Origin of the sequence: Thalassotalea euphylliae (genome assembly GCF_003390375.1) — a bacterium.
In the GTDB taxonomy this organism is placed as follows: domain Bacteria; phylum Pseudomonadota; class Gammaproteobacteria; order Enterobacterales; family Alteromonadaceae; genus Thalassotalea_F; species Thalassotalea_F euphylliae_A.
On record NZ_QUOT01000001.1, the window covers coordinates 3,715,909 to 3,739,542 of the forward strand.

The 23,634-nt window shown below is 43.6% G+C and carries 21 protein-coding genes, 2 tRNA genes and 3 rRNA genes; 15 read left to right on the plus strand and 11 right to left on the minus strand.

The window, feature by feature from the left end:
* The first annotated feature begins 286 nt into the window (after positions 1–286).
* From DXX94_RS16205 to DXX94_RS16240, 8 genes are all read left to right on the plus strand, one after another.
* Entirely contained in the window at positions 287–931 is a 645-nt protein-coding gene (locus DXX94_RS16205; protein ID WP_116001046.1) for a FlgO family outer membrane protein, read from the plus strand.
* 19 nt (positions 932–950) lie between these two features.
* Positions 951–1,412, plus strand: a complete 462-nt coding sequence (locus DXX94_RS16210; RefSeq protein ID WP_116017494.1) for an LPP20 family lipoprotein — start codon at positions 951–953, stop codon at positions 1,410–1,412.
* 615 nt (positions 1,413–2,027) lie between these two features.
* Positions 2,028–3,570: ribosomal RNA gene (locus DXX94_RS16215) — 16S ribosomal RNA — on the plus strand.
* Positions 3,571–3,662: 92 nt separating this feature from the next.
* Positions 3,663–3,738 (plus strand) — tRNA-Ala (locus DXX94_RS16220).
* Positions 3,739–3,869: 131 nt separating this feature from the next.
* Positions 3,870–3,946: transfer RNA gene (locus DXX94_RS16225), tRNA-Ile, on the plus strand.
* A 376-nt stretch (positions 3,947–4,322) separates the two neighbouring features.
* Positions 4,323–7,198: ribosomal RNA gene (locus DXX94_RS16230) — 23S ribosomal RNA — on the plus strand.
* 179 nt (positions 7,199–7,377) lie between these two features.
* Positions 7,378–7,492: ribosomal RNA gene (gene rrf / locus DXX94_RS16235) — 5S ribosomal RNA — on the plus strand.
* Together the 16S, 23S and 5S rRNA genes with 2 tRNA genes alongside form the textbook arrangement of a ribosomal RNA operon.
* A 241-nt stretch (positions 7,493–7,733) precedes the next feature.
* A protein-coding gene (locus DXX94_RS16240; protein ID WP_116016061.1) for an IS3 family transposase occupies positions 7,734–8,911 on the plus strand; the annotation gives its coding sequence in 2 pieces (ribosomal slippage) (positions 7,734–8,001 and positions 8,001–8,911; 1,179 coding nt in all).
* Positions 8,912–9,083: 172 nt separating this feature from the next.
* Here the strand turns inward: DXX94_RS16240 and DXX94_RS16245 are convergent.
* From DXX94_RS16245 to DXX94_RS16265, 5 genes are all read right to left on the minus strand, one after another.
* On the minus strand, positions 9,084–9,488 hold the full coding sequence (locus DXX94_RS16245; protein WP_116001043.1) for an ExbD/TolR family protein: 405 nt from the start codon (positions 9,486–9,488) through the stop codon (positions 9,084–9,086).
* 135 nt (positions 9,489–9,623) lie between these two features.
* Positions 9,624–10,427, minus strand: a complete 804-nt coding sequence (locus tag DXX94_RS16250; RefSeq protein WP_258872192.1) for a YggN family protein — start codon at positions 10,425–10,427, stop codon at positions 9,624–9,626.
* A gap of 15 nt (positions 10,428–10,442) precedes the next feature.
* Positions 10,443–12,131 (minus strand): DUF342 domain-containing protein, encoded by a 1,689-nt coding sequence (locus DXX94_RS16255; RefSeq protein WP_116017498.1) that lies wholly within the window; start codon positions 12,129–12,131, stop codon positions 10,443–10,445.
* Positions 12,132–12,175: 44 nt separating this feature from the next.
* Positions 12,176–12,502 carry a hypothetical protein gene (locus DXX94_RS16260; RefSeq protein ID WP_116001040.1) on the minus strand — a complete coding sequence of 109 codons (327 nt, stop codon included), beginning with the start codon at positions 12,500–12,502 and terminating at the stop codon, positions 12,176–12,178.
* A gap of 159 nt (positions 12,503–12,661) precedes the next feature.
* Positions 12,662–13,948, minus strand: coding sequence for a CinA family nicotinamide mononucleotide deamidase-related protein (locus DXX94_RS16265; RefSeq protein WP_116017500.1), 1,287 nt, complete (start codon positions 13,946–13,948; stop codon positions 12,662–12,664).
* 87 nt (positions 13,949–14,035) lie between these two features.
* Here DXX94_RS16265 and DXX94_RS16270 point away from each other — a divergent pair, with 87 nt between their 5' ends.
* The 4 genes from DXX94_RS16270 (at position 14,036) to dapA (ending at position 17,112) form a co-directional block, all read left to right on the plus strand.
* Positions 14,036–14,797 carry a DUF4097 family beta strand repeat-containing protein gene (locus tag DXX94_RS16270; RefSeq protein WP_116017502.1) on the plus strand — a complete coding sequence of 254 codons (762 nt, stop codon included), beginning with the start codon at positions 14,036–14,038 and terminating at the stop codon, positions 14,795–14,797.
* A gap of 194 nt (positions 14,798–14,991) precedes the next feature.
* On the plus strand, positions 14,992–15,786 hold the full coding sequence (locus tag DXX94_RS16275) for a hypothetical protein (protein WP_147302304.1): 795 nt from the start codon (positions 14,992–14,994) through the stop codon (positions 15,784–15,786).
* The gene (locus DXX94_RS16280) at positions 15,786–16,169 is read left to right on the plus strand and encodes a hypothetical protein (protein ID WP_116001036.1); all 384 of its coding nucleotides are present in this window, start codon (positions 15,786–15,788) and stop codon (positions 16,167–16,169) included. The genes DXX94_RS16275 and DXX94_RS16280 overlap by 1 nt, the downstream gene beginning before the upstream one ends.
* 34 nt (positions 16,170–16,203) lie before the next feature.
* Positions 16,204–17,112, plus strand: coding sequence for a 4-hydroxy-tetrahydrodipicolinate synthase (dapA, locus tag DXX94_RS16285; protein WP_116017506.1), 909 nt, complete (start codon positions 16,204–16,206; stop codon positions 17,110–17,112).
* Between the two features lie 98 nt (positions 17,113–17,210).
* Here dapA and DXX94_RS16290 read toward each other — a convergent pair whose 3' ends face one another.
* Positions 17,211–18,068, minus strand: a complete 858-nt coding sequence (locus tag DXX94_RS16290) for an RluA family pseudouridine synthase (protein WP_116017508.1) — start codon at positions 18,066–18,068, stop codon at positions 17,211–17,213.
* A 176-nt stretch (positions 18,069–18,244) separates the two neighbouring features.
* Between DXX94_RS16290 and DXX94_RS16295 the strand changes: the two genes are divergently transcribed.
* From DXX94_RS16295 to DXX94_RS16305, 3 genes are all read left to right on the plus strand, one after another.
* Positions 18,245–18,589, plus strand: coding sequence for a ribonuclease E inhibitor RraB (locus DXX94_RS16295; RefSeq protein WP_116017510.1), 345 nt, complete (start codon positions 18,245–18,247; stop codon positions 18,587–18,589).
* 61 nt (positions 18,590–18,650) lie between these two features.
* Complete coding sequence (locus DXX94_RS16300; RefSeq protein ID WP_116017512.1) at positions 18,651–18,860, plus strand: hypothetical protein; 210 nt, start codon at positions 18,651–18,653, stop codon at positions 18,858–18,860.
* 97 nt (positions 18,861–18,957) lie between these two features.
* On the plus strand, positions 18,958–19,551 hold the full coding sequence (locus DXX94_RS16305) for an acyl carrier protein phosphodiesterase (protein ID WP_147302305.1): 594 nt from the start codon (positions 18,958–18,960) through the stop codon (positions 19,549–19,551).
* 94 nt (positions 19,552–19,645) lie between these two features.
* On the opposite strand, the gene DXX94_RS16310 is transcribed toward DXX94_RS16305, so the two are convergent.
* The 5 genes from DXX94_RS16310 to DXX94_RS16330 form a co-directional block, all read right to left on the minus strand.
* The gene (locus DXX94_RS16310; protein WP_116017516.1) at positions 19,646–20,320 is read right to left on the minus strand and encodes a nitroreductase family protein; all 675 of its coding nucleotides are present in this window, start codon (positions 20,318–20,320) and stop codon (positions 19,646–19,648) included.
* Between the two features lie 142 nt (positions 20,321–20,462).
* Positions 20,463–21,155, minus strand: a complete 693-nt coding sequence (locus tag DXX94_RS16315; protein WP_116017518.1) for a substrate-binding periplasmic protein — start codon at positions 21,153–21,155, stop codon at positions 20,463–20,465.
* 607 nt (positions 21,156–21,762) lie between these two features.
* Positions 21,763–22,206 carry a YaiI/YqxD family protein gene (locus tag DXX94_RS16320; protein WP_116001028.1) on the minus strand — a complete coding sequence of 148 codons (444 nt, stop codon included), beginning with the start codon at positions 22,204–22,206 and terminating at the stop codon, positions 21,763–21,765.
* A gap of 96 nt (positions 22,207–22,302) precedes the next feature.
* On the minus strand, positions 22,303–22,698 hold the full coding sequence (locus tag DXX94_RS16325; protein ID WP_116017520.1) for a gamma-glutamylcyclotransferase family protein: 396 nt from the start codon (positions 22,696–22,698) through the stop codon (positions 22,303–22,305).
* Between the two features lie 92 nt (positions 22,699–22,790).
* Positions 22,791–23,162 (minus strand): DUF3224 domain-containing protein, encoded by a 372-nt coding sequence (locus DXX94_RS16330; RefSeq protein ID WP_116017522.1) that lies wholly within the window; start codon positions 23,160–23,162, stop codon positions 22,791–22,793.
* Between the last annotated feature and the right edge of the window lie 472 nt (positions 23,163–23,634).

Sequence of the window (23,634 nt, forward strand, 5' to 3'; positions counted from 1 at the left end):
AGCAATCCAATTGATTGGTGTCCACAACATCTTGGCATTAAGGTTACGTTTGATCTTGTGAACACTAAATTAATAACTAGCTAACTAATTAGCAGCACCATCAGCTAAGTAAGCGTCATAAAGTAGACGGTTGTGTTAGCCAATAGCTGACAATTAACTATGAGTAAGCATGAACTATGCCTGTTCAACCTATCCTAGTAATAATTATTTATTGTTGGCGCGTTTCCTGCATTATTCAAAGCCAAGAAGTCAACGTTAAACTTGTAGTAATAATTGAGGTGTCTCAATGAAAAATTGGCTATTAGCAGCCTGTATTCCTTTACTGGCCTCGTGCTCAATGAATAGTGAGCAAGATTTTTACAGTGTCAGCCATCAGAAAATGGATGAGATAGACAGTTTTGATCTACCCAAGCATGCCATTAATGATGTGGTGAGAGGGCTGGCGTATCAAATGCTGGAGCATAGCTCCTTTGTTTCACCAAAAACTCCAATCGCAGTTACTTCATTTGTTAATTTGGAAGACTTAGAGTCGACTAACTGGCTGGGTAATCAACTATCAGAGAACTTCGTTCATGAGCTGCAACGCCATGGCATGGTAGTGATTGATTACAAAACAACAGGGCATATCCGAGTAACAAAAGATGGCGATTATGTTTTTAGTCGCGACTGGAAAGAGTTACCTGAGCGACAAATTATTGACTACGTAGTAACCGGAACCATGATGGAGCAAGAAACAGGTATATTAGTTAATGCTCGAATGATCGGTATGCAATCTCGTGTTGTTGTCGCCAGTGCTCAATCATTTATACCAAAATGGGTGATCGGTGATGAAGTTTATCGCGATGAAAATGTGCGGTTGAAAGATGGCATGATAATTCGTACCAGTGAGAACTTGGCTGAAGAGGCCCGCGCTGTTCGAATACAGCAATAGATAGTGGCAGGGTGAGATAATGAAACTTATCAATATTGCGTTGGCGCTAGTTGTAGCTGTTACCGTTTCTGCTTGTACATCCATTTATGATAAGCATGTGCAGTGGCAACCAGTGAAGCCAGAGGTCTTTCCTGTTGTCACCGCTGTTGGCTATGCGCCAATCAGTTTGCAAAAGTCAGAGCATGAAACACAACGTATGCTAATGGCAATTAAAGCATCAAAACTTGCCGCTTATGCGGAATTGGCTGAACAGGTATATGGTCAACAAGTTGCCTCTAATATGACCATGGGTGACTTACTTATCGAAAATCACCAACTTAAAGCATCAGTTCATGGTGTTATCCGGGGAGCTAAAGTTATAAAGAGTTATCCAGTGGGTGATACGTACGCAACTGAGCTAAGCATCGACTTTAAAGATGTTTATGACATATATATAGCATCTACGAGAAAACAAGAAATAAAAGACGTTACCTATTACTAGTATTGCCACTTTATTATAAAAAAGCCGTATTAACCTTTATCTGTGTTAATACGGCTTTTTAACATCAAATTTCACTGGTTTACCACAAAGCCACTCAATAATTGCGCGCTTTGTATGAAAATAATCCGAATAAACAGAAATATCAAAAAACTTTCAAAAAGGTGTTGACGCCCAGCTAAAAATCTCTAAAATGCGCATCCACTTCCACGGGGCAGCCCAACGAAGTGTTTTGATAAGTTTAGTTAGCAAGTTTGCTTAATAAACGGGTCAGATAACTTAGAAAAATGAATTAAAGATTCTTTCAAAAAGTTGTTGACATCAAAACTAGGAAGCGTAAAATGCGCATCCGCTCTCGCAGCTTAAGTCACACGGCAAAAGGCGCAGAGCAACCACAAAACACGAGTGAGATGTTTTGTTTGAATCGAAAGATTCAGTTCTTTAACAATTAGTTATCATGCAATTTGTGTGAGCATTCACATGATGTTGATTTTACAAATATAGCTAAGCTTGTCTTAGCAAAAATTAACTCAGTGAACTCATGCAAAAACTACTTAATATATAAGTTTTATTTGTACAGAATTCATTGAGCCGATGCTTAGGCATCACAAACGATTTTAATTGAAGAGTTTGATCATGGCTCAGATTGAACGCTGGCGGCAGGCTTAACACATGCAAGTCGAGCGGAAACGAAGAGGAGCTTGCTCCTTTGGCGTCGAGCGGCGGACGGGTGAGTAATGCTTGGGAATATGCCTTTTGGTGGGGGACAACAGTTGGAAACGACTGCTAATACCGCATAATGTTTACGGACCAAAGCGGGGGACCTTCGGGCCTCGTGCCAAAAGATTAGCCCAAGTGAGATTAGCTAGTTGGTGGGGTAAAGGCCTACCAAGGCGACGATCTCTAGCTGGTTTGAGAGGATGATCAGCCACACTGGGACTGAGACACGGCCCAGACTCCTACGGGAGGCAGCAGTGGGGAATATTGCACAATGGGGGAAACCCTGATGCAGCCATGCCGCGTGTGTGAAGAAGGCCTTCGGGTTGTAAAGCACTTTCAGTCGTGAGGAAAGGTTAGTAGGTAATATCTGCTAGCTGTGACGTTAGCGACAGAAGAAGCACCGGCTAACTCCGTGCCAGCAGCCGCGGTAATACGGAGGGTGCGAGCGTTAATCGGAATTACTGGGCGTAAAGCGTGCGTAGGCGGTTTGATAAGCCAGATGTGAAATCCCGGGGCTTAACCTCGGAACTGCATTTGGAACTGTTTGACTAGAGTACTGTAGAGGGTGGTGGAATTTCCAGTGTAGCGGTGAAATGCGTAGAGATTGGAAGGAACATCAGTGGCGAAGGCGGCCACCTGGACAGATACTGACGCTGAGGCACGAAAGCGTGGGGAGCGAACAGGATTAGATACCCTGGTAGTCCACGCCGTAAACGATGTCAACTAGCTGTTTGTGTTCTTGAAACGTGAGTAGCGTAGCTAACGCGCTAAGTTGACCGCCTGGGGAGTACGGCCGCAAGGTTAAAACTCAAATGAATTGACGGGGGCCCGCACAAGCGGTGGAGCATGTGGTTTAATTCGATGCAACGCGAAGAACCTTACCATCCCTTGACATCCAGAGAATTTTCTAGAGATAGATTAGTGCCTTCGGGAACTCTGAGACAGGTGCTGCATGGCTGTCGTCAGCTCGTGTTGTGAAATGTTGGGTTAAGTCCCGCAACGAGCGCAACCCCTATCCTTATTTGCCAGCGCGTAATGGCGGGAACTCTAAGGAGACTGCCGGTGATAAACCGGAGGAAGGTGGGGACGACGTCAAGTCATCATGGCCCTTACGGGATGGGCTACACACGTGCTACAATGGCGTATACAGAGGGCAGCGAGACCGCGAGGTGGAGCGAATCCCAGAAAGTACGTCGTAGTCCGGATTGGAGTCTGCAACTCGACTCCATGAAGTCGGAATCGCTAGTAATCGCGAATCAGAATGTCGCGGTGAATACGTTCCCGGGCCTTGTACACACCGCCCGTCACACCATGGGAGTGGGTTGCAAAAGAAGTGGCTAGTTTAACCTTCGGGAGGACGGTCACCACTTTGTGATTCATGACTGGGGTGAAGTCGTAACAAGGTAACCCTAGGGGAACCTGGGGTTGGATCACCTCCTTATCTTGAAGTAAAACGCACCATGTTGAGTGTTCACACACATTGCATTGATAACGAACGTATAAGAAGTAACCCTTTACTAATGCAGTAAATGAGGGGCTATAGCTCAGCTGGGAGAGCGCCTGCCTTGCACGCAGGAGGTCAGCAGTTCGATCCTGCTTAGCTCCACCACTTACCATTGGTACTGGCTCGAATAAAGAGCGCACCCCGCCACGTGTTTAAAGCGGTGAGGTCGGCCTGTTTTTTTTCAAGTCTGCCCAGACCTAGTAATAGGCAAAGGTGAACTCTTGAAATGATGATATAGGTCTGTAGCTCAGCTGGTTAGAGCGCACCCCTGATAAGGGTGAGGTCGGCAGTTCAAGTCTGCCCAGACCTACCACTACTTCTTAACAAAGAATGAGAAGCCAAATTAAAGGTATCGGAATGCTGATAAATTTAATTTGGTTTTTTAAACCACGATTTAAGCGAATGTGCCTTAAATTGAGTTCTTTAACAATTTGGAAAGCTGATATATATCCCGAATATACTTCTTGTTTTACATAAGAAAAATATTCGAATGGTGATTACAGTGTCGCGCTGTATGAACCAAACCTGAAATAAGATTTTTCCTTATCTTATTTCAATCTAATTCAAGCATACTCCATTACTGTTCTTTTTTAAGGATTGTTAATGAGTACGTGAAAATGTCAGTCATACATTAGCATGGTGATTTGTCTCATCATGACTTAAATAAGTAAAACTATTTGGGGTTGTATGGTTAAGTGACTAAGCGTATATGGTGGATGCCTTGGCAGTTAGAGGCGATGAAAGACGTGTTAATCTGCGATAAGCCTAGGTAAGGTGATAAAAACCGTTATAACCTAGGATTTCTGAATGGGGAAACCCAGTGGCATAAGCCACTATCATTAAGTGAATACATAGCTTAATGAGGCGAACCGGGAGAACTGAAACATCTAAGTACCCCGAGGAAAAGAAATCAACCGAGATTTCCTTAGTAGCGGCGAGCGAACGGGAATTAGCCCTTAAGCTTATGGGCGTTAGTGGAACAAGCTGGAAAGCTTGGCGATACAGGGTGATAGCCCCGTACACGAAGACAAACATAAGTGAAATCGAGTAGGTCGGCACACGTGAAATGTTGACTGAACATGGGGGGACCATCCTCCAAGGCTAAATACTCCTAACTGACCGATAGTGAACCAGTACCGTGAGGGAAAGGCGAAAAGAACCCCTGTGAGGGGAGTGAAATAGAACCTGAAACCGTATACGTACAAGCAGTGGAAGCCTTCGGGTGACTGCGTACCTTTTGTATAATGGGTCAGCGACTTATATTTTGTAGCAAGGTTAACCGATTAGGGGAGCCGTAGCGAAAGCGAGTGTTAACTGCGCGTTTAGTTGCAGGGTATAGACCCGAAACCCGGCGATCTACCCATGGGCAGGTTGAAGGTTGGGTAACACCAACTGGAGGACCGAACACACGTATGTTGAAAAATGCGGTGATGACCTGTGGGTCGGAGTGAAAGGCTAATCAAGCCGGGAGATAGCTGGTTCTCCCCGAAATCTATTTAGGTAGAGCCTCGGACGAATACCATTGGGGGTAGAGCACTGTTAAGGCTAGGGGGTCATCCCGACTTACCAACCCTTTGCAAACTCCGAATACCAATGAGTACTATCCGGGAGACACACTATGGGTGCTAACGTCCGTAGTGAAGAGGGAAACAACCCAGACCGCCAGCTAAGGTCCCAAAGTCATAGTTAAGTGGGAAACGATGTGGAAAGGCATAGACAGCTAGGAGGTTGGCTTAGAAGCAGCCATCCTTTAAAGAAAGCGTAATAGCTCACTAGTCGAGTCGGTCTGCGCGGAAGATGTAACGGGGCTAAACTATGCACCGAAGCTGCGGATTCAAACTTTGTTTGAGTGGTAGGGGAGCGTTCTGTAAGCCGTTGAAGGTGTGTTGAGAAGCATGCTGGAGGTATCAGAAGTGCGAATGCTGACATGAGTAACGATAAAGGGGGTGAAAAACCCCCTCGCCGAAAGACCAAGGTTTCCTGTCCCATGTTAATCAGGGCAGGGTAAGTCGGCCCCTAAGGCGAGACCGAGAGGTGTAGTCGATGGGAAACAGATTAATATTTCTGTACTTCTTTATATTGCGATGGAGGGACGGAGAAGGCTAAGCAAGCATGGCGTTGGTTGTCCATGTGAAAGTATGTAGGCTGAGAACTTAGGCAAATCCGGGTTCTTAAGGCTGAGATACGAGACGAGGCTCTACGGAGTTGAAGTTGTTGATGCCCTGCTTCCAGGAAAAGCTTCTAAGCATAGATATAAAGGAACCGTACCCCAAACCGACACAGGTGGTTAGGTAGAGAATACTAAGGCGCTTGAGAGAACTCGGGTGAAGGAACTAGGCAAAATAGTACCGTAACTTCGGGAGAAGGTACGCCGGCTCTGGTGATGGGACTTGCTCCCTAAGCTGAGGTCGGTCGAAGTAACCAGGTGGCTGGAACTGTTTATTAAAAACACAGCACTGTGCAAAATCGAAAGATGACGTATACGGTGTGACGCCTGCCCGGTGCCGGAAGGTTAATTGATTGGGTTAGCTCTGCGAAGCTCATGATCGAAGCCCCGGTAAACGGCGGCCGTAACTATAACGGTCCTAAGGTAGCGAAATTCCTTGTCGGGTAAGTTCCGACCTGCACGAATGGCGTAATCATGGCCACACTGTCTCCACCCGAGACTCAGTGAAATTGAAATTGCGGTTAAGATGCCGTATACCCGCGGCTAGACGGAAAGACCCCGTGAACCTTTACTATAGCTTGACAGTGAACATTGCTCCTACATGTGTAGGATAGGTGGGAGGCTTTGAAACTTGCACGCCAGTGTGAGTGGAGCCAACCTTGAAATACCACCCTTGTATGCGTGATGTTCTAACCTAGGCCGATTATCTCGGTTGGGGACACTGTCTGGTGGGTAGTTTGACTGGGGCGGTCTCCTCCCAAAGCGTAACGGAGGAGCACGAAGGTTGGCTAAGTACGGTCGGACATCGTACGGTTAGTGCAATGGCATAAGCCAGCTTAACTGCGAGACAGACACGTCGAGCAGGTGCGAAAGCAGGTCATAGTGATCCGGTGGTTCTGTATGGAAGGGCCATCGCTCAACGGATAAAAGGTACTCCGGGGATAACAGGCTGATACCGCCCAAGAGTTCATATCGACGGCGGTGTTTGGCACCTCGATGTCGGCTCATCACATCCTGGGGCTGAAGTCGGTCCCAAGGGTATGGCTGTTCGCCATTTAAAGTGGTACGCGAGCTGGGTTTAGAACGTCGTGAGACAGTTCGGTCCCTATCTGCCGTGGGCGTTTGAGAATTGAAGAGGGCTGCTCCTAGTACGAGAGGACCGGAGTGGACGAACCTCTGGTGTTCCGGTTGTTTCGCCAGAAGCATTGCCGGGTAGCTACGTTCGGAACTGATAACCGCTGAAAGCATCTAAGCGGGAAGCAGGCTTTGAGATGAGTTCTCACTGGGACTTTAAGTCCCCTGAAGGGTCGTTGGAGACTACGACGTTGATAGGTCAGGTGTGTAAGGGTTGTGAGGCCTTGAGCTAACTGATACTAATTGCCCGTGAGGCTTAACCATACAACACCCAAATGGTTTTTCACGTAACTGTTCCAGACAGTTACCTGATTTACTCCATCCATGGAGTTTGTAAGACTGACAGAATAAAGAAATTCACGTACTAACGTGTGCTTGAAATGATATATACAGCATTCCGAATTGAATTTACTTGCTTGTGCAGCAGGTAAATAACAGCTTCGCCTAGCGACAATAGCGTTGTAGAACCACCTGACCCCATGCCGAACTCAGAAGTGAAATGCAACTGCGCCGATGGTAGTGTGGGAGGTCCCATGTGAGAGTAGGTCATCGCTAGGCATCTAATTAAGAGAAACCCGTAGCTAACGCTGCGGGTTTTTTCGTATAGGCAAAACACTTTAGCGACAATAGCGTTGTAGTACCACCTGATCTCATGCGCTGTTACCAAAAAAGGCAGAAGTGACCGCTCTTGAGCATCCATGCTCTCGCGGCATTAGTGCTTCCTTTGTAGTGGTATAACAAATTTGGCCACCTAGTTAGAGGTGGTATCATCACCTCATAAAATTGATTAGGTGACAAAATGACAAGAACAGGCAAACGTAATTTCACACCAGAATTTCGGTTAGAAGCTGCTCAATTAGTTGTTGATCAAGGTTATTCCGTTCGAGAAGCAGCAGAAGCGATGAGCGTTGGTAAGTCGACAATGGATAAGTGGGTGCGTCAGCTTCGTAATGAACGCAAAGGCATCACCAGCAAAGCCAGCCCAATGACACCAGAGCAGTGTAAGATTAAAGAGCTTGAGAAAAAGATAAAACGCATTGAATTAGAAAAGGAAATTCTAAAAAAGGCTACCGCTCTCTTGATGTCGGACTCGATGAACAATTTAAACTAATTAAACGACTCAAAGAGAGCTATGCGGAATTCACCATTTGCCAAACATTTAATGTTCATCGCAGTAGCTTTAAGTATTGGAATAAGCGCTCTAAGAAGCCGAATAGCAAGCAATTAAAAGAAATCGCTGTCGTTAAGCAAATCCACCGTGAAAGTAATGGCGCAGCGGGTTCTCGTACAATATCCACGATAGCGATAGACCGTGGCTATGATATTTCACGTTTCAGGGCGACAGGCTATATGAAACGTTTAGGCTTGGTGAGTTGCCAGTTACCGAAGCACCGTTATAGAAAAGTAAATCAAGAGCATGTGGCGATACCTAACCATCTCAATCAGCAGTTTGATGTGGTTAAGCCGAATCAGGTTTGGTGCGGTGATGTTACGTATATCTGGGTTGGCAATCGCTGGGCTTATTTAGCAGTTGTTATTGATTTATTTGCGAGAAAACCGATTGGTTGGGCAATGTCTCTATCGCCTGATACAGCATTGACGAGCAAAGCACTGATGATGGCTTATGAGATGCGTGGTAAGCCTAAAGGTGTGATGTTCCATAGCGACCAAGGGACGCATTACACCAGCCGAAGCTACCGTCAATTGCTATGGCGTTGTCAGATAAAGCAAAGCATGAGTCGCCGTGGTAATTGTTGGGATAATAGCCCGATGGAGCGATTCTTTAGAAGTTTAAAAACAGAATGGATACCCACAACGGGTTACCGTTCCTTTACTGAAGCTAGAGCTGAAATAACACACTATATTGTTGGTTATTACAGCTCAGTTAGGCCGCATCACTACAATGCTGGTTTAACCCCAAATGAGTCAGAGAAAAGATACTGGCTTGAATACAAAACCGTGGCCAATTTAAGTTGACCACTACAGTCATAGCCACTAGGGCTTAAAACATATTTTGTCTAGCCTATTAAGCTAAAGAAGATATTCTAAATTGTGCAACAGAGGCGCCTAAAATATTGTTTGTACACTATGGTCGGTGTACAAAGATAAAGGCGACTACGCTGCACTTAATTTAAAACATACTGCTTGTTTAAAGCCGAGTCTTACCAAAAGCGATAGTAAGCTCATCAAATGTCTTAATCTGATCAATTACACTAACGACATCAGCGTGTCTTGTCTCTGCTGATGGGATGACAATGGCGGTAGTTGTTGAATTCTCTGCAAGAAAGTTCTCAATGCGGGCTGGTAGCCGCTCGATATCAACCAACTTTCCATTAAAGTTAACGACGCCAGAGTCCGAAATGCTTACAACAATTGTGGGGTTGGCGTTAGCAGGCGTTTTATTTGATTTTGGCTTAGTAACTTCTAAACCGAGTTCTTTTACAAAGGATGTCGTTACTATAAAAAAGATCAACAAGATAAACACTATGTCCAGCATCGGCGTCATATCAACATCTGCTTCGTGTTCTTGAACGTCGCGTCTTCTTTTACTCATTGATCTATTCCTTGTTTTTCTTTGTTTTTTACATTATTAGACTGTAGATGAAAAACAAAAGGGAGCTAATTAATTTTAAGTAACAAGGTATGTCAAATTAGCTAGAGCAGCAAAGCTACTGCTCTATGTGGAAGGTTATTCGCTGTGAGAGTATCGTTCACTTGAGATCAGGTTAAAGTCTTGTAGTGCCGAAATCGTGACTTGCATTTCCGTTTCAACCTTGTCTAGGTTTGATAAGGCTTGACAGAACTGTTCGGCTTTTTGCTCCAGTTGATTTGCGCGTGTGCCGATTTCTAATTTCAACTCTTCGCCCATATTCTCAAGCCTATCGTCAAAAGTGCTAACTCGCTGCTCGATAGTTTCTTCATCACGGTTTGCCATTGCTTCGCCTACGGCCATTAATATGGTACCAATCGACTCAGAAACGATTTCTTCAATTTCTTGCTCAAATTCACCAGCAAATATTTCATCAAAGTCATCGAAGTCCTGCGGGGCAATGTAATAGCTTTTATCGCTATGGTTGAACTTCTTTCTCAAACGCATTTGCATATCATCAAACTTCTCTTGAAGTTTGCGGTGTGAAGCACTGTTTTCTCCTGTTAGGCCACCAATAACTTTGTTTACCGCTTTTAAACCTACTTCAACGCCCTCTATGGCGATAAAGACAATTTCAGGTACTTGGCTGCGTATTCCCTTGCTAAAGTCACTGATTAGCGCTGTTTGCTGCGCTTCTAAAAGAATTTCCCTACCACGCACAAACAATTGGTTGTCATTATTGATTTGCACATACGTTTGGCCGTTATCAAGGATTCTTACGTGATTGGGTTCGATAATCACACCGTAATTGAAATTAACATTACAGTGCTCTGCCTGAGCTTGGTGGGCGAATAGCGTCGACATAAACAATGCTGAGGCAATAAGGGGACGTTTTACGTTCAAGTTATTCTTACTCTTTTACACGATAGGGTCGATGATAATTTTACGATCCTTGTAGCGCATTCTACTTGGCGGAAATTCTCGTTTGGTGCGCTCCATGCAGTCGCCAACGGTAAACTCTACACTTTGAAAAAGTTTTTCGTTAGCTTCTAAGTAAACAGAAGCCATAAACTCCTGTAGCTGATTTTCCATCTTTTCCTTTTCATTAAGTATGTCACCCATTCGCTTCGCATGAAACTGATAAGTCGTAACAACTTTTTGCAGCATGGCTTTGATTTTCGGCTCTTGTGGTAATTTTTTGAGCTTTTTACTGGCTGCTTGTAGCTCTGATGTTTTTTCATCTTCAACAGCTAAGTTTGCTTCGACTTTGGCAATTTTATCTGCGAAAGCCGCAAGTGGTTTGTCGAAATTGACTAACGTTTTGCTACCAGCAGTCGCGCCAACAATTCCTGCATGAATAGATGATGATGCGCTAATTAAGCCACCAATAAGTTTGCCATTTGCTTTATCTTCTTCACCTACCCATAGCACGCCACCAACATCAATCAAACTATGCATTAGCTGGTTTTCAATTCGGACATTACCTGTGCATTGTATATCTGCATACTGGCAATACTTGGCAAACAAATTCCCACCAGCGCGAATTGTTGCGCTCATTCTAAAGTCTCGAATGTCGGCATCTTGACCATCAAGATCCTGTTTTTTGCCGATGATACCGCTTGCGATAGTGATATCACCGCCTGCGGTTAATTGTGCAGATTCAACAAAGCCGCCAATGGTAATATCGCCTGTTGCAGAAACTCTCATACCTTCACAGACATCACCATCGATAATAACACTCCCTTGGAAATCAATATGACCAGTACCGACATCGACATTGTTTATTTTGTAAACTTCGTCAACTTCCATGCCGTTATCAATAATCTTGGGTAGGCCAACTTTGGTTGAAATAAGCACGTTTTCATTCTTAGGACTAACGACAGTGCCTTCGCCAGGAATTAGCGAGGTGTCTTGCCCTGGTTCAGGTAACAGAGGAGTCGCTGTGACCGTGTAACCTTTGATTCCCTCTGTGAGTGGAATCTTCTTCGCTAATGGCTCGCCAATTCTCACACAAATAATGTCACCGAGATCGCGCATGTCGACGCGGCCACCATCTTGTTCTTTCGGACGTAAAATACGATCTTGTGCGCTTTGCACTAAAGGCTTGATTCGTGCGTCTCGACCATTTACTGCCTCTCTGCCATGAGCAATAGCGTCTTTGACAATCGTTCCAGGTTCGGCTTTTGCGGCCATGTGAGCAACTTTAATTAGCTCTGCTTTACTAAAGCCTTTTTTGACGCCAGCAGCTTTTGCTGCATCCAAAATTGCTTTGGCAGTTAAGTGGGCGCCGCCCATGGCTGAGGTAATCTCTGCCTCAGCCAACATTTCCTCACTGTCGATTTGAATATTAATGGTTGCGTCTTTTCGAATCAGAATTTCATAACGGATTTCTCGACCCGTTTGGCCATCTTGCAACGGTTTTAATACTGAGTTTAGCTCGGCAATTGCATTTTTTATGTTTGCCGAGTTTACAAAAAGTGGCTTATAGTCAGAAGTGTTTATTAGCTCTTTAATGAAGGCTTCATTGATAAGTTCAGTATCTTTTACTGGAGCTAAAACCAAGTCTATATTATTTTTTTTATTAGCTACTAAACTTGCTTTAGTCATTGTTGCGCCTTTAACTACAGTCGATTAAGAAGTCGATACTAATGCTAAATGTAGTTTTCTTGGTGGATTTTAATAAAGTTTGGCGTACCTTCTTTGGTGTAATCAATCTTATACTCTTTGTTATCTAAGGCTTGAATAAACAACAGCTTTTTTTCTTCACCAAACACATCAATCGAACCGACATCAATAACTTCTTGGTAAGCTTTTTTCGCTTCAGATTTTTTGCGTGGTACAACGCCTTTATAAACACCAATGCCGCGATGGCTTACGATAACGTTGTTATGGGTACCGTTAAGAATAATTAAGTCAATTTTTCTGACTTTGTGGATGATTGTATTACGTCCACTGGTTATATAATTTTTTTCTATCAAAATGCATTCCTCAATTTTCAGACCGCCAGTTTCGTTACGTAAATTTTACTTGAAATTTAAATAAAATGTTAGCAACAAAGGAAGGCAATACAACTACTATTGAATATATTAATTTTTACTATAACACGCAAATTTTATGGCACTTATATCTTGTATTATCTAGCTTTTTTGGCGCTCAGTAATGTACCTAGGTGTTTCTTCACTTACCAACAGTAATCGACGCGCTAAATCTAACCCTATGGCAGTGACATAGTGCTGAAAGTAGTAACGATTTGCTGGTATGTGTAAACATACGGTTTGAATACTTTGCGACGTGCCCCAAGCAAGCCAAACCGTGCCGACAGGTTTGTCATCGCTGCCGCCATCTGGGCCCGCAATACCAGATACCGCTACCACGATATCTGCCCCCGTTTTAACAAGTGCACCTTGCGCCATTGCTTGAACCGTTTGCTCTGAAACTGCACCATACTGCACAAGCGTTTGCTCATTAACACCAAGCATGGCTTGCTTTTGATGATTTGCGTAACTGACAAAGCTGCCATCAAAGACAGCAGAAGAGCCAGCTACTCTAGTCATGGCACTGGCCAGCATGCCACCCGTGCATGATTCAGCAAAAGTAATTTTTTTACCTTGTTCGCGCAGTAGGGCTTGTAGGTGATCGCCAAATGTCAGGGGAACCTCGTCAATTTGCGCGACAATATGATCGCCCAGCAATGCTTTAAGCTGTTCATAACATTCTGCTTTTTCTGCTTTTGCTTGTGCGCTCTTTGAGGTCAGCTTTAATTCAAGTAGTGGCATTGAAGCGCGAAACCCTAGCTCAACACTTTCCGGCCAGTTTTCTATTTTTTCATCAACTAACTTCTGCAAACTTGACTCACCAATGCCAAAGACTTGATAGCGAGACACATGGTGATGACTTTTCTCTGGCAATAGGCTTTCAATGCTCGGGATCAGTTCTTTGTCCAGCATTAGCTGCAATTCTTTTGGCACGCCCGGTGTACAATAGATATCGCAGTTATTGAGCCTGAGATGAAAGCCAACGGCACTACCTAAGTGATTGGGCACAATATCGCAGCCATCTGGCAGCATAGTTTGCTTAAGGTTAGGTGCGTTCAGTTTAAAATTACGGCGTTCACACCACTGAGTAATATGAGTCAATGCTTCGGGATGTTGGGTAATTTGTACATCGGCAACTTGTGCTAGCGCTTCAGCGGTCAAATCATCAACGGTAGGGCCTAATCCGCCATTAACGATTAGAACATCAGCTTTGATGCTGATAGCGTTAATTTCTTCAATCAAATCATTGATATCATCGGAAACTGCAACTTTGCGTTTTACCGCTAAACCAATTTTGGTTAGTGATTGGGCGATCATTGCCGAGTTACTGTCAACAATGTCGCCTGACATTAACTCATTACCTGTTAGCAATAGTTGAATATTCAACATTTTATAATATTCCTTTAAACCTTTTTATCGGTGGCTCACGTCTAAGCTTTTAACAATAGCTCAGATAATAAATCTAAGGACATCAACATGGAAACCTTAAACCCTAAATTATTATTACTGTTAGTACTTTGCTCTGGCGTAGCAACGTCTGTGTTCGCTGAAGAAACTCGAGTGATTGAACAGTCTTTTTCCGTCGAGCAAGGAGCAGAGTTTTCGATTGAAAACATAAACGGTCGGGTTGAAGTAGGCCGGGCAAGTGGTGATCAAATTGAAGTAATAGCAACTTTGATTGCTGACTCTGAAGATGACCTTGAGCGCATTAAAGTGTTGATGGAACACCGTGACAACGAAGTGATGGTCGAAACTAAGTACTTGAAGCGTGATTGGGGTAAAGGCTATAGCTCTGGCAAAGTCAATTATGAAGTCAACCTGCCTGCAAACGTTTCTGAGACTGAGATCGACTTGGTTAACGGTTCTTTAACTGTCAGCGATATTTTAGGTCGCATAGATGCAGACTTAGTTAATGGCTCTATTGATGCCTCTGGCATTAGCGGAACAAGCAAGCTGCATTCGGTGAACGGCAGTGTTACGGCGCGTTTTGCAGATCTAGAGCAAGTGGAAAAAGTAAAAATTGATACCGTTAATGGCAGCATTAAAGTTTATTTACCGACTGACGCACAAATTAAAGTAAACGCTGAAACGATGCATGGCAGCATTAAAAGCGATTTTGGACTAAAAGTGGATAAAAATTTGTTTACCGGCAAACAAATGAAGGGGGTAGTTGGCAGCGGGTCAACGAAGTTAACCTTGGATAGTGTTAACGGCAGTATTAAGGTATTAAGTAACTAATAGACACAATCAATACGCATCACGAGTCTTTATTTAGCTGTTCACCTTTTGTGCTTTCGTCTACAATATCGACGGTAATCGGTTGAAGTTAACAAACTGTCATTATCGATTTTAAATTGATGGCGCACTTCAATTGATAAAAATTGAGAAAGGGCGCATAGATGAAAGCCGAATGGACTAAATAAGGACTCGTTTTGTTGAAACTTATTTATTTTTTGCTGTTAAGTTTTAGCTTTTTTAGTTTTAGCGCAGAAGCCTCCACTGAACCTAGCAATCCACAAAGTGTAAAAAAGCCAGTTAAAGACAAAGTCTATTTGGTCGGGGTTGAAGACGTTAGTTATTACCCGCTATTCGACTTTAATGGGAAAAATAACCACCAACCGAGTTTTGCCCGAGACTTGCTTACCACTTTCTTTGACTCTCACCATATAACGTTCAAGTTTGTGGCTCTGCCTGTTAAGCGCTTTGATAAGTGGTATCTAGAGCACAATATAGATTTTAAGTTTCCTGACAATTTTCGTTGGCGCAACGACCAATCAAATAGCTTAGGCATCACCTTTTCAGCGCCCGTCATAACCTTGTCAGCTGGTACTTATGTCAATAAACAAAGTGCTACAGCTTCACGTCGGGATATAAAGTCATTAGCAACGATTCGCGGATTTCACCCCAGCCTTTGGTTACAAGAGATCAAAAAGCAACGCCTTTCTGTGATTGAAGAGTCGACACCATTAGCGGTTGTGCGCCATGTGTTGGCAGGCAATGCGACTGCCACCAATATTGACGCGAATGTAATTAACAATGCCTTACAAAAACTAAACCGTCAGGGCGATATTGTTTTAGCTGAAGGAATTTTTCACCAGCAATATGCTTACCACTTCTCCACAATTCAACATCCTGAGATTATTCATAAATTTGATCAGTTCCTACGCGACAACACGGAACTTGTGGCAAAATTAAAAGACAAGTACAAGATTGTTGAGAATTTTTGATGAACCAATATAGCCGCGACCAGCTAGTAGGCCAGTGGGTGCGAAATTGCCAAGACGAGCAAGGCAACCCATTTGTTGAACACGCTGAGTTTTTCCCTGACGGTAGCTTTGAGTTTTGTTTTATGACGATGTCTTTAAAAGGCGATATTCTAGAGCAAACGATTGAAATGGGGGATTGGGGACTTGTTGGCGACGTTCATTTTACCATTACAAAGAACGAAGTGGTTGATGAGAACCTCTATGCGGCAGACCTAAACAACGCCGACAATTACCATGCTTATCAAGTGACACAGCTAAGCGCCGATAGCTTTTCATATCAGCACCTTATCTCAAAAGAGTCCTTTATCCTGAAACGGGTAATTGATAACATCGGCCACTGTTAACGCAACCAAAACACAATAATAGGTATAAAACGTCATGAAATTGCTAAACCAAGCCAGTTTGATCACCGCCGTTAAAACCCCTTTTGATCAGCGTGGAGATATTGATTTAGACACTTATGACAAGCTAGTTGAGCGCCAAATTAGTGCTGGTGTTGACGGTATTATTGTTGGTGGCACTACAGGTGAAGGGCATTTGCTAAGCTGGGAAGAGCACCTGATGCTGATTGCGCACAGTGCCCACAAATTTGGTGAACGTTTGCTGATCGTTGGTAATACTGGTAGCAATAATACCCGTGAAGCAATTAAAGCAACGGAAAATGGCTTTGCGACAGGTATGCACGCTGCGTTGCAAATTAACCCTTATTATGGCCGCACATCAACTGTTGGCGTTGGTGTTCATTTTGAAAAAGTACTCGATATTGGCCCTGCCTTTATTTACAACGTTCCAGGGCGAACAGGGCAAGACCTAACGCCTGAAATTATTGAACCATTGGCCCAGCATAAACACTTTATTGGTTTGAAAGAGTGCACTGGTAATGATCGCATAGCTTATTACGAGCAGCGCGGTATTGCTTGTTGGTCAGGCAATGACGATGAATGTTTCGATGGTCGCCATCAGCACAATTCACACGGGGTGATTTCGGTAACCTCAAACATAGTGCCAGAGCTAATGCGTACGCTAATGGATAAGCCAGATTCGGCGCTTAATGAGCAGTTACAGCCATTGATGAGTTGGTTATTCTGTGAACCCAACCCTATTGCCATCAATACCGCATTAATGATGACTGGTGCTGTTCAGACAAACTTCCGCTTACCTTATCAAGCACTAACCTCTGAGCAACGTGCACAAGGGCTGGCGTTACTAGAAGCGATAGATGCTGATAAGCGAGTCGGTGATGCACTAAACTTGTTAGCTGAGCAAGACTTTAACTACTGTTATTAGAGTTTAGCGCTTAAATCTAGCGTTCAGGTTTGCAGTTACCAATCTGAACGCTTACCTTGCTATTTCCCCTTTACTTGTCACTTTCGCTTTTCAATCAGCTAATTGAGGTTATTTAGGCTTAGCTGCATATCTTTTGGTAAGTGGTAATCTCTGAATTCCCCCAACAATGGGCAGTTAAACTTTAGCCTTATCGCACAAAGTTGTAGGTCAACACCGAAGCGTTCGTTTACTTCTTGATTACCGTGCAGGCGATCACCAACTATCGGACAGCCGACATAGGCGGCATGCTTGCGAATTTGGTGTTTTCTACCGGTTTCTATATCAATCAAGTAATGTCCAATTTTACGTTCTTGGTCTATTGCCAGCTGACTAAAATGACTAATGGCTCGTTTCCCATCGATAGGCTCTTCAACCGTAAATTTATCTGCATTTGTTAAGTAGGGAAGTGCGACAATCGCTTGATATTGCTTGGTTAGTTGGCGTTTCTCAAATAATTGAGTCAATGCTTGTGCAGCCTTTTTACTGTGAGCGATAACAATTAAACCACTCGTGGCTCTATCGAGTCGATGCACTAAGTAGCACTGACGATCACCCGATAAATGCAGTTGAGCCCAGCGGGTAATGGTACAATGATCACTCCACTTTGAACCCTGCGACAGCATACCACTAGGCTTGTACCATACACTGTAACTTTCTTGGTCATCTACCAATGTTGCGTTAGGTGGCTCTTGTGCAAGCACTGTGTGATTGTAGTAAAAGTGCAGTGTTTCACCATGACTTATCAGCTTTTTAACTCGTCGTAATCGCTGAACGCTTTTACCTTTTTCTAACCACAGCGCACCTTTGCTGATGGCTGATTTTAATTCTGAGCTCGAAAGCTGAGTTGCCTTGCTGAGAATAGTGAGCGCTGTGGCTGCATCGCCTTGGTGTTGCAAATGAAATTCGAGTTGAGACACAGAAAATTAATGCTCTAGCATTTAAATATAGAATTAATGCCCAATAATAACATGTAAGCCCTAGCGCATAACAGCAGCAAGCGGACGCCGCTAATGCTCGTTGTGCCTCTTGTTGTAACCCGACTCAGTATGAACACGCAGCGTTGTGTTTTTAACAGCAGTACAGGAATGAATAAATGAACAGAGATTTAACGCTTTTCCCTGAAGATGATATTGGTAATGCTCTTTGGGAGTTAAAGGCGCAAGGCACAGATTTAGCTGTTGAACATGAAGTCGAATTTTCGGTTATTTTCCCAAGCCAAGAGCAGGCGCTGAAATTTGGTCATATGCTGTTAGAAAATGGACAAAAACTATCGTTTAGCCCGTATCAAGCCAATGCAGAATTTCCATGGGAGATAACGGCTTACCCATTTATGCCATTGAGTTATGAAAATGTTGTGGCCTATCAAGCCTTATTGCAAGAGCACTGCCCTGCATTTGGGGGCCAATTCGACGGCTGGTATTGTCAGGTAGCAGAGTAAGTGGCGGGCTTTGAATTGGTAATAGCTTTTACAATGGGTTCTTGAGTAAAGTGATGTAGTTATGGATTTATCCGCGCTTGAAGCGCTGCAAAAAAATAGTAAACGATCGTATAACGATCAAAAAGCGATCATTAAAAAAGTGTTGGCGGGTCGAGCTGTGAGCTGCAAAGTTTGTCACCAGCCGATAATGTTCAATATGGCTAACCAAAATCAGCCAGCGAAAGTGTGTTGTGCCCAAGGCTGCACTGATATCGAATTAGATATAAGCTAGGAGCAACAGTGCAGTTAAATGTTACCCAGCCAATATCACCAAGTTTGAGTAGCATAACAATCAATAGTTTAACAGAGCTTATAAAGTCGAGTGTTATGTGAATTATTTAGCCCATTTATTCCTCTCGCCAGATCTACCAGCCGTACGGGTTGGCAATTTGATGGGAGACTTCGTTAAAGGTAATCATTTGGAGTATTTGCCAGGTCAAATTCGCCAAGGGGTTTATCTGCACAGGGCAATAGATAAGTTTACCGATAGCCACCCCCAAGTCGCCGCGTTAAAAACCTTGTTATCCCCTCAGCGCAAACGTTTTGCAGGCATTGTTAATGACATTGTTTTTGATCATTTGCTCGCAAAGTATTGGCATCAGTACTGTAAAGTGCCACTTAGTGAGTTTGCCGAGTTAAGGTATCAAGAGCTAAGTGCCCATAAAACCCATATGCCAGAAAAAATGGCGTCGATGGTGTCTCGTATGATTGATGGAAACTGGCTTGTAGAGTACCAATCGCCACAGTCTGTAGCAGGCGCTATCAACGGGGTAAGCCGTCGTATTCGATTTGATAATAAGCTAGCCGGAGCTGCGGAAGAGGTTATGCCCGTTTTAGGTGAATATGAGCAGGCGTTTTCTACTTTTTTTCCAGACCTACAGGTATTTGTTCAGGAGTACATTGATGATAAGCGCTTAAATTAGGCGGTAAACCAAGGGCTTTGGTTTACCGGCCTTAACTCGAGCGTTTTTAAGCTCTTTGACTTAAGCGTTTTGCCTTAAGCGATGAGAGTTTTTGCTATAAAAAGGTCGCGATGTCGTCTAACGACTTTTTCACTGTTGCATGATGTGGAATGGTTGCGTCGTCCGCTGGGTAGCCAGCAATTAACAACATGTACGCACGGTCATTATCGGTACGTTGGCAAATCTTATTCAAGAACGACATCGGCTTTGGCGTATGGGTTAACGTCGCTAAACCTGCGTTATGAAGCGCGTTGATCAAAAAACCAGTAGCAATACCAACAGACTCATGCACATAATAGTTAGTATTCTCTTCACCTTTGGTGATACCACCTTTTTTCTCACTAAAAATAGCGATTAACCAAGGAGCGATCTCTAGGTAAGGTTTTTGATCGTCGGTTCCTAATGGCTTTAATGCGTCTAACCATTCGTCACCCGCACGGCCACTGTAAAAACCGCGCTCGTGGTTTTCCGCTTGTTCACGTACTTGGCGCTTAATTTCTGGATCAGAAATTGCCACAAATTGCCAAGGTTGGTGGTTAGCACCGCTAGGTGCTGTGCCTGCGGCTTTGATACAGTTTTCAATAACTTCTCGTGCTACCGGACGGTCGCTAAATTTACGAATACTATGGCGACGCTTAATGTTGTCATAAAAGTCCGCAGAGCGGCTTAACATTTCTTTTGCAGGGTATTCGATAAAGTCGGTTAGGGGAGAGCAATCGTGTTCTTTCATGTGTATTTCAATAACTAAATTTGTAAAAAGTATTAAGCGAATAGCTTGATTTTACAAGACCTAGCATAGCTTGATTGGCTTTCAATTATGTTTTTGTTTGTTGAAAGAATGATTAAGTTGCCAGTTTATTGGCTAATTTGCGTTATTCTTGGCTAAGATACGTTTGCAAAATATTCTGATAGTCGGGCGTCGATTTTAATTTCGCCAGTGCAGAATTAAACCGTTCGACAAGCGCCGGGTAGCGGCCATTTTTAGCAAAAGCCAAATGCAGAGGAGCTTCATATAAATGGGGTTCAAGCACTTTAATGCGATGCTCACGCTCACCACCAAGTTTATTGACATAGTAAGGCAAGATGTTGGCATCCATTAGCGCCAGTGGGGCTTGTCCGGCAAGTAGCATTTCGACTTGTTGCTCCTCATTGGCAAGCGCTAATGTTTCTAAATTCGCATTGGTATAGGCTTCGCCATAATAGTAACCAACGATTCCAGCGACTTTGTAGTTGGCAAGTGCGGTTAGATCGCCACTGAAATTGATATCAAATGCGCTAGATGAAACTAAATTCATGCGCTCCATCACAATACTTTCTGGCACGAAACTTAAATACCTAGCACGCTCTTGATTAAAACTGACGGGGAAAATAGCATCGATATCGCCATTTTCTGCTAGTGAAAACATCCGCAACCAAGGTACAGGTACATAGTTTATCTCAACATCTTCACCCACCAGTTTGGCGGCGGCTTCAATAATATCTGGTACAAGCCCTTTTATTTCGCCATTTTCTAGCCAATGGTAAGGAGGGTAAGCTTGCATTGGATTAGCGATATTAATGGTCACTGGTTCTAGCTTTAATGCGTTGGCAGGCAAGGCGAGCAGAAAACTAACGCAAAGTACGCATTGTAGTAGCACAGAAAGAGAACTATTTTTTATCGCTGCCTTGATTGACACAGACTAAGGATACCCGTTATTGAGCTGGCGTTATTGATTAATCTAGCACGAAGTTTTGCGCAACTAAACCCGTTGCAAGTGATGAAAGCGGTTTCAGGAGGTCGCTGAAAAGCTATATTTGGCAATGACTTAATATATTAACTACGCGTTTAAAACAAAGACTGGTCTACTAATTTGTTAGTAATGAATGGGCTCTACACAACATAAAAGTAAACCAAGTCTAAGTGAACTATAACTTCCCTACTCACGAAACTATTCGTGATAAGAGGTAATGCTTAACGGCCAGTAAACAGCAGCTAGTCAAGTGAGCTTAGTCCAGTGAGCTTAGTCCAGTGAGCTTAGTGAATCGAGGTGAATAAGAAAAAATGGCTGACTATATTAAAACCTTGGTTTGAAAAAAGCAGTGCGCAGGAAAAGCTGAACACCGAAGTGTAAATTGTATCCGCTGACACTAGTTTCACTTCCATTTTTTTCGCAGCTTGTCAGGCTTCCTTGGTTAGTGTTTGCTTAGAATGCGGTCAAGGTGGTCGGCAAATGCTTTTTTATCTTGTTGGCTTAGCGCCGGTGGCCCACCGGTATTTACGCCACTGGCACGCATGGTGTCCATAAAGTCGCGGACATTAAGGCGAGCTTTGATATTTGCGCTGGTAAACAGCTCACCGCGCGGACTAAGAGCTTGCCCACCTTTTTCAATTACTTCGGCGGCAAGCGGAATATCGCTAGTTATCACTAAGTCGCCTTGTTGAAGTCGTTGCACGATTTCATCGTCGGCAACATCGAACCCTGATGAAACTTGAAGCATTCGTACAAACTTGGAATTAGGTGTGCGCATGCTATGGTTTGCGACTAGTGTGGTCATTAATTGTTTACGCTCTGCAGCGCGAAAAATTATTTCTTTGATGGCGACAGGGCAGGCGTCAGCATCAACCCAAATATTCATGATTTTTCCTTATTCTATTCAATTTTGGTACAACTCGTTCTAGTTGAATGTAAGTCGAACTTGAATGAGTGTAGTTGGTTATATAGGCCATCAATGCTACGCTGGTGACTTGGTTAGCGTGTATATGTAGGCCGGAACATATTCACCACTGGCAAGCCGGACTTGGGCTACAACGCGTTGATAGCCATCACCTTCAAATTCATCTAATCGTTGCCAATGAGCTGGTAGATCTTCAGAGGTAAAAAGCTGGCCTTGCACTTGTTCGGCCTGATTTACGCTGCTTAGCTGCTCTTGAGCAAGCACTATCCCTGGATAGCCCATGGCTGCGCCCCAGCCCTCGGCATAAAGAGTTCCTGTTACAGTGGCTGCTTGCCAGTCACCTTTTAGGTCTTCAAGAATATGTTCATTCGGTTTTCCAGGCGCCAATGTGCCATAAACAAATAGGCGATGTTCGCAAGCAGCAGGGCTGATGGACTCTTGATTGTTGTTCATAACGTGTGCTTGGTATTCATTTTATCGTTACTAATCGACTGAGAGTGTCTTATCTAATGCAAAGCTCTAGAATAACGCCCTAGCATAAAGCGTTAGAGTTGATAATTAAATTGATAAAAGTGTTCACCGTCTTTTTGTTCGATAATGCACTCACCAGAAATTCCAGCTAATTCACCCTCGCCAGAGCCTGGCATTACCGTGATGGAAAGTTGCTGACCTTGAGCTGACATAACACCAGAATGAAGTAAGGTGAAGCTTCCCTTTTTGCCGGCGATGGATGCATGCACTTCTTCAATCGCATAATAAACCGCATTACCGTTTTCGGTACGCTTACTGATCATTTGACCAACACCAGTACCTTGTATATCTCCACTGTAAACCTTGTTGATTAACATTCTTCCGGCTGGCGTTTTCTTATCTTGTTGAGGATCGAGTTTTACCGTAAAGCTGCCTGTTGCTGTCATTCTGTGTTCCTTTTGTATGTTATTGTTGTTATTTACATTATCAAAGCCGTTAGCATGCACTCAGCGAGTTGGCATAACACTCAGGTAGATAAAACAAACTAGCAATTTTGAATTAAATCCACGCCGTTTACGGCTTATCATGTGTAATCCAACAGACTATTCAGATAAATTGACTTTGTATTTTTTAATGTACCAATAGGCTATAGGCAACTCGACTAAAGCATAACTCACCAAGGTAAACCAAAACCAATTGACCTCCAAAAATAGTAAAGAGAATTCAAAGCTTGTGCCCCAATACTTGGTACCTACAACTAGCAAAGCAAATCCGCTAGCAAGTATGTCAAATAGTGCTATTTTATTCGCATTGTTGCCCGCAAGCTTCGGATAAATTGAACCATAAGCAACGAGTACTATGGCGAGATTTAGCAAGAGTATTAGAAATTCAGCATTCACGTTAATCGTTATTCTCTGT

What these genes read in the sequence shown, in the direction of transcription:
- DXX94_RS16295 (WP_116017510.1), top strand. Translation starts at nt 18,245, where the DNA reads ATGAACAGAGATTTAACGCTTTTCCCTGAAGATGATATTGGTAATGCT.
- DXX94_RS16205 (WP_116001046.1), top strand. Translation starts at nt 287, where the DNA reads ATGAAAAATTGGCTATTAGCAGCCTGTATTCCTTTACTGGCCTCGTGC.
- DXX94_RS16300 (WP_116017512.1), top strand. Translation starts at nt 18,651, where the DNA reads ATGGATTTATCCGCGCTTGAAGCGCTGCAAAAAAATAGTAAACGATCG.
- DXX94_RS16255 (WP_116017498.1), bottom strand. Translation starts at nt 12,131, where the DNA reads ATGACTAAAGCAAGTTTAGTAGCTAATAAAAAAAATAATATAGACTTG.
- DXX94_RS16245 (WP_116001043.1), bottom strand. Translation starts at nt 9,488, where the DNA reads ATGAGTAAAAGAAGACGCGACGTTCAAGAACACGAAGCAGATGTTGAT.
- DXX94_RS16280 (WP_116001036.1), top strand. Translation starts at nt 15,786, where the DNA reads ATGAACCAATATAGCCGCGACCAGCTAGTAGGCCAGTGGGTGCGAAAT.
- dapA (WP_116017506.1), top strand. Translation starts at nt 16,204, where the DNA reads ATGAAATTGCTAAACCAAGCCAGTTTGATCACCGCCGTTAAAACCCCT.
- DXX94_RS16325 (WP_116017520.1), bottom strand. Translation starts at nt 22,698, where the DNA reads ATGAACAACAATCAAGAGTCCATCAGCCCTGCTGCTTGCGAACATCGC.
- DXX94_RS16270 (WP_116017502.1), top strand. Translation starts at nt 14,036, where the DNA reads ATGGAAACCTTAAACCCTAAATTATTATTACTGTTAGTACTTTGCTCT.
- DXX94_RS16210 (WP_116017494.1), top strand. Translation starts at nt 951, where the DNA reads ATGAAACTTATCAATATTGCGTTGGCGCTAGTTGTAGCTGTTACCGTT.
- DXX94_RS16330 (WP_116017522.1), bottom strand. Translation starts at nt 23,162, where the DNA reads ATGACAGCAACAGGCAGCTTTACGGTAAAACTCGATCCTCAACAAGAT.
- DXX94_RS16310 (WP_116017516.1), bottom strand. Translation starts at nt 20,320, where the DNA reads ATGAAAGAACACGATTGCTCTCCCCTAACCGACTTTATCGAATACCCT.
- DXX94_RS16265 (WP_116017500.1), bottom strand. Translation starts at nt 13,948, where the DNA reads ATGTTGAATATTCAACTATTGCTAACAGGTAATGAGTTAATGTCAGGC.
- DXX94_RS16320 (WP_116001028.1), bottom strand. Translation starts at nt 22,206, where the DNA reads ATGAATATTTGGGTTGATGCTGACGCCTGCCCTGTCGCCATCAAAGAA.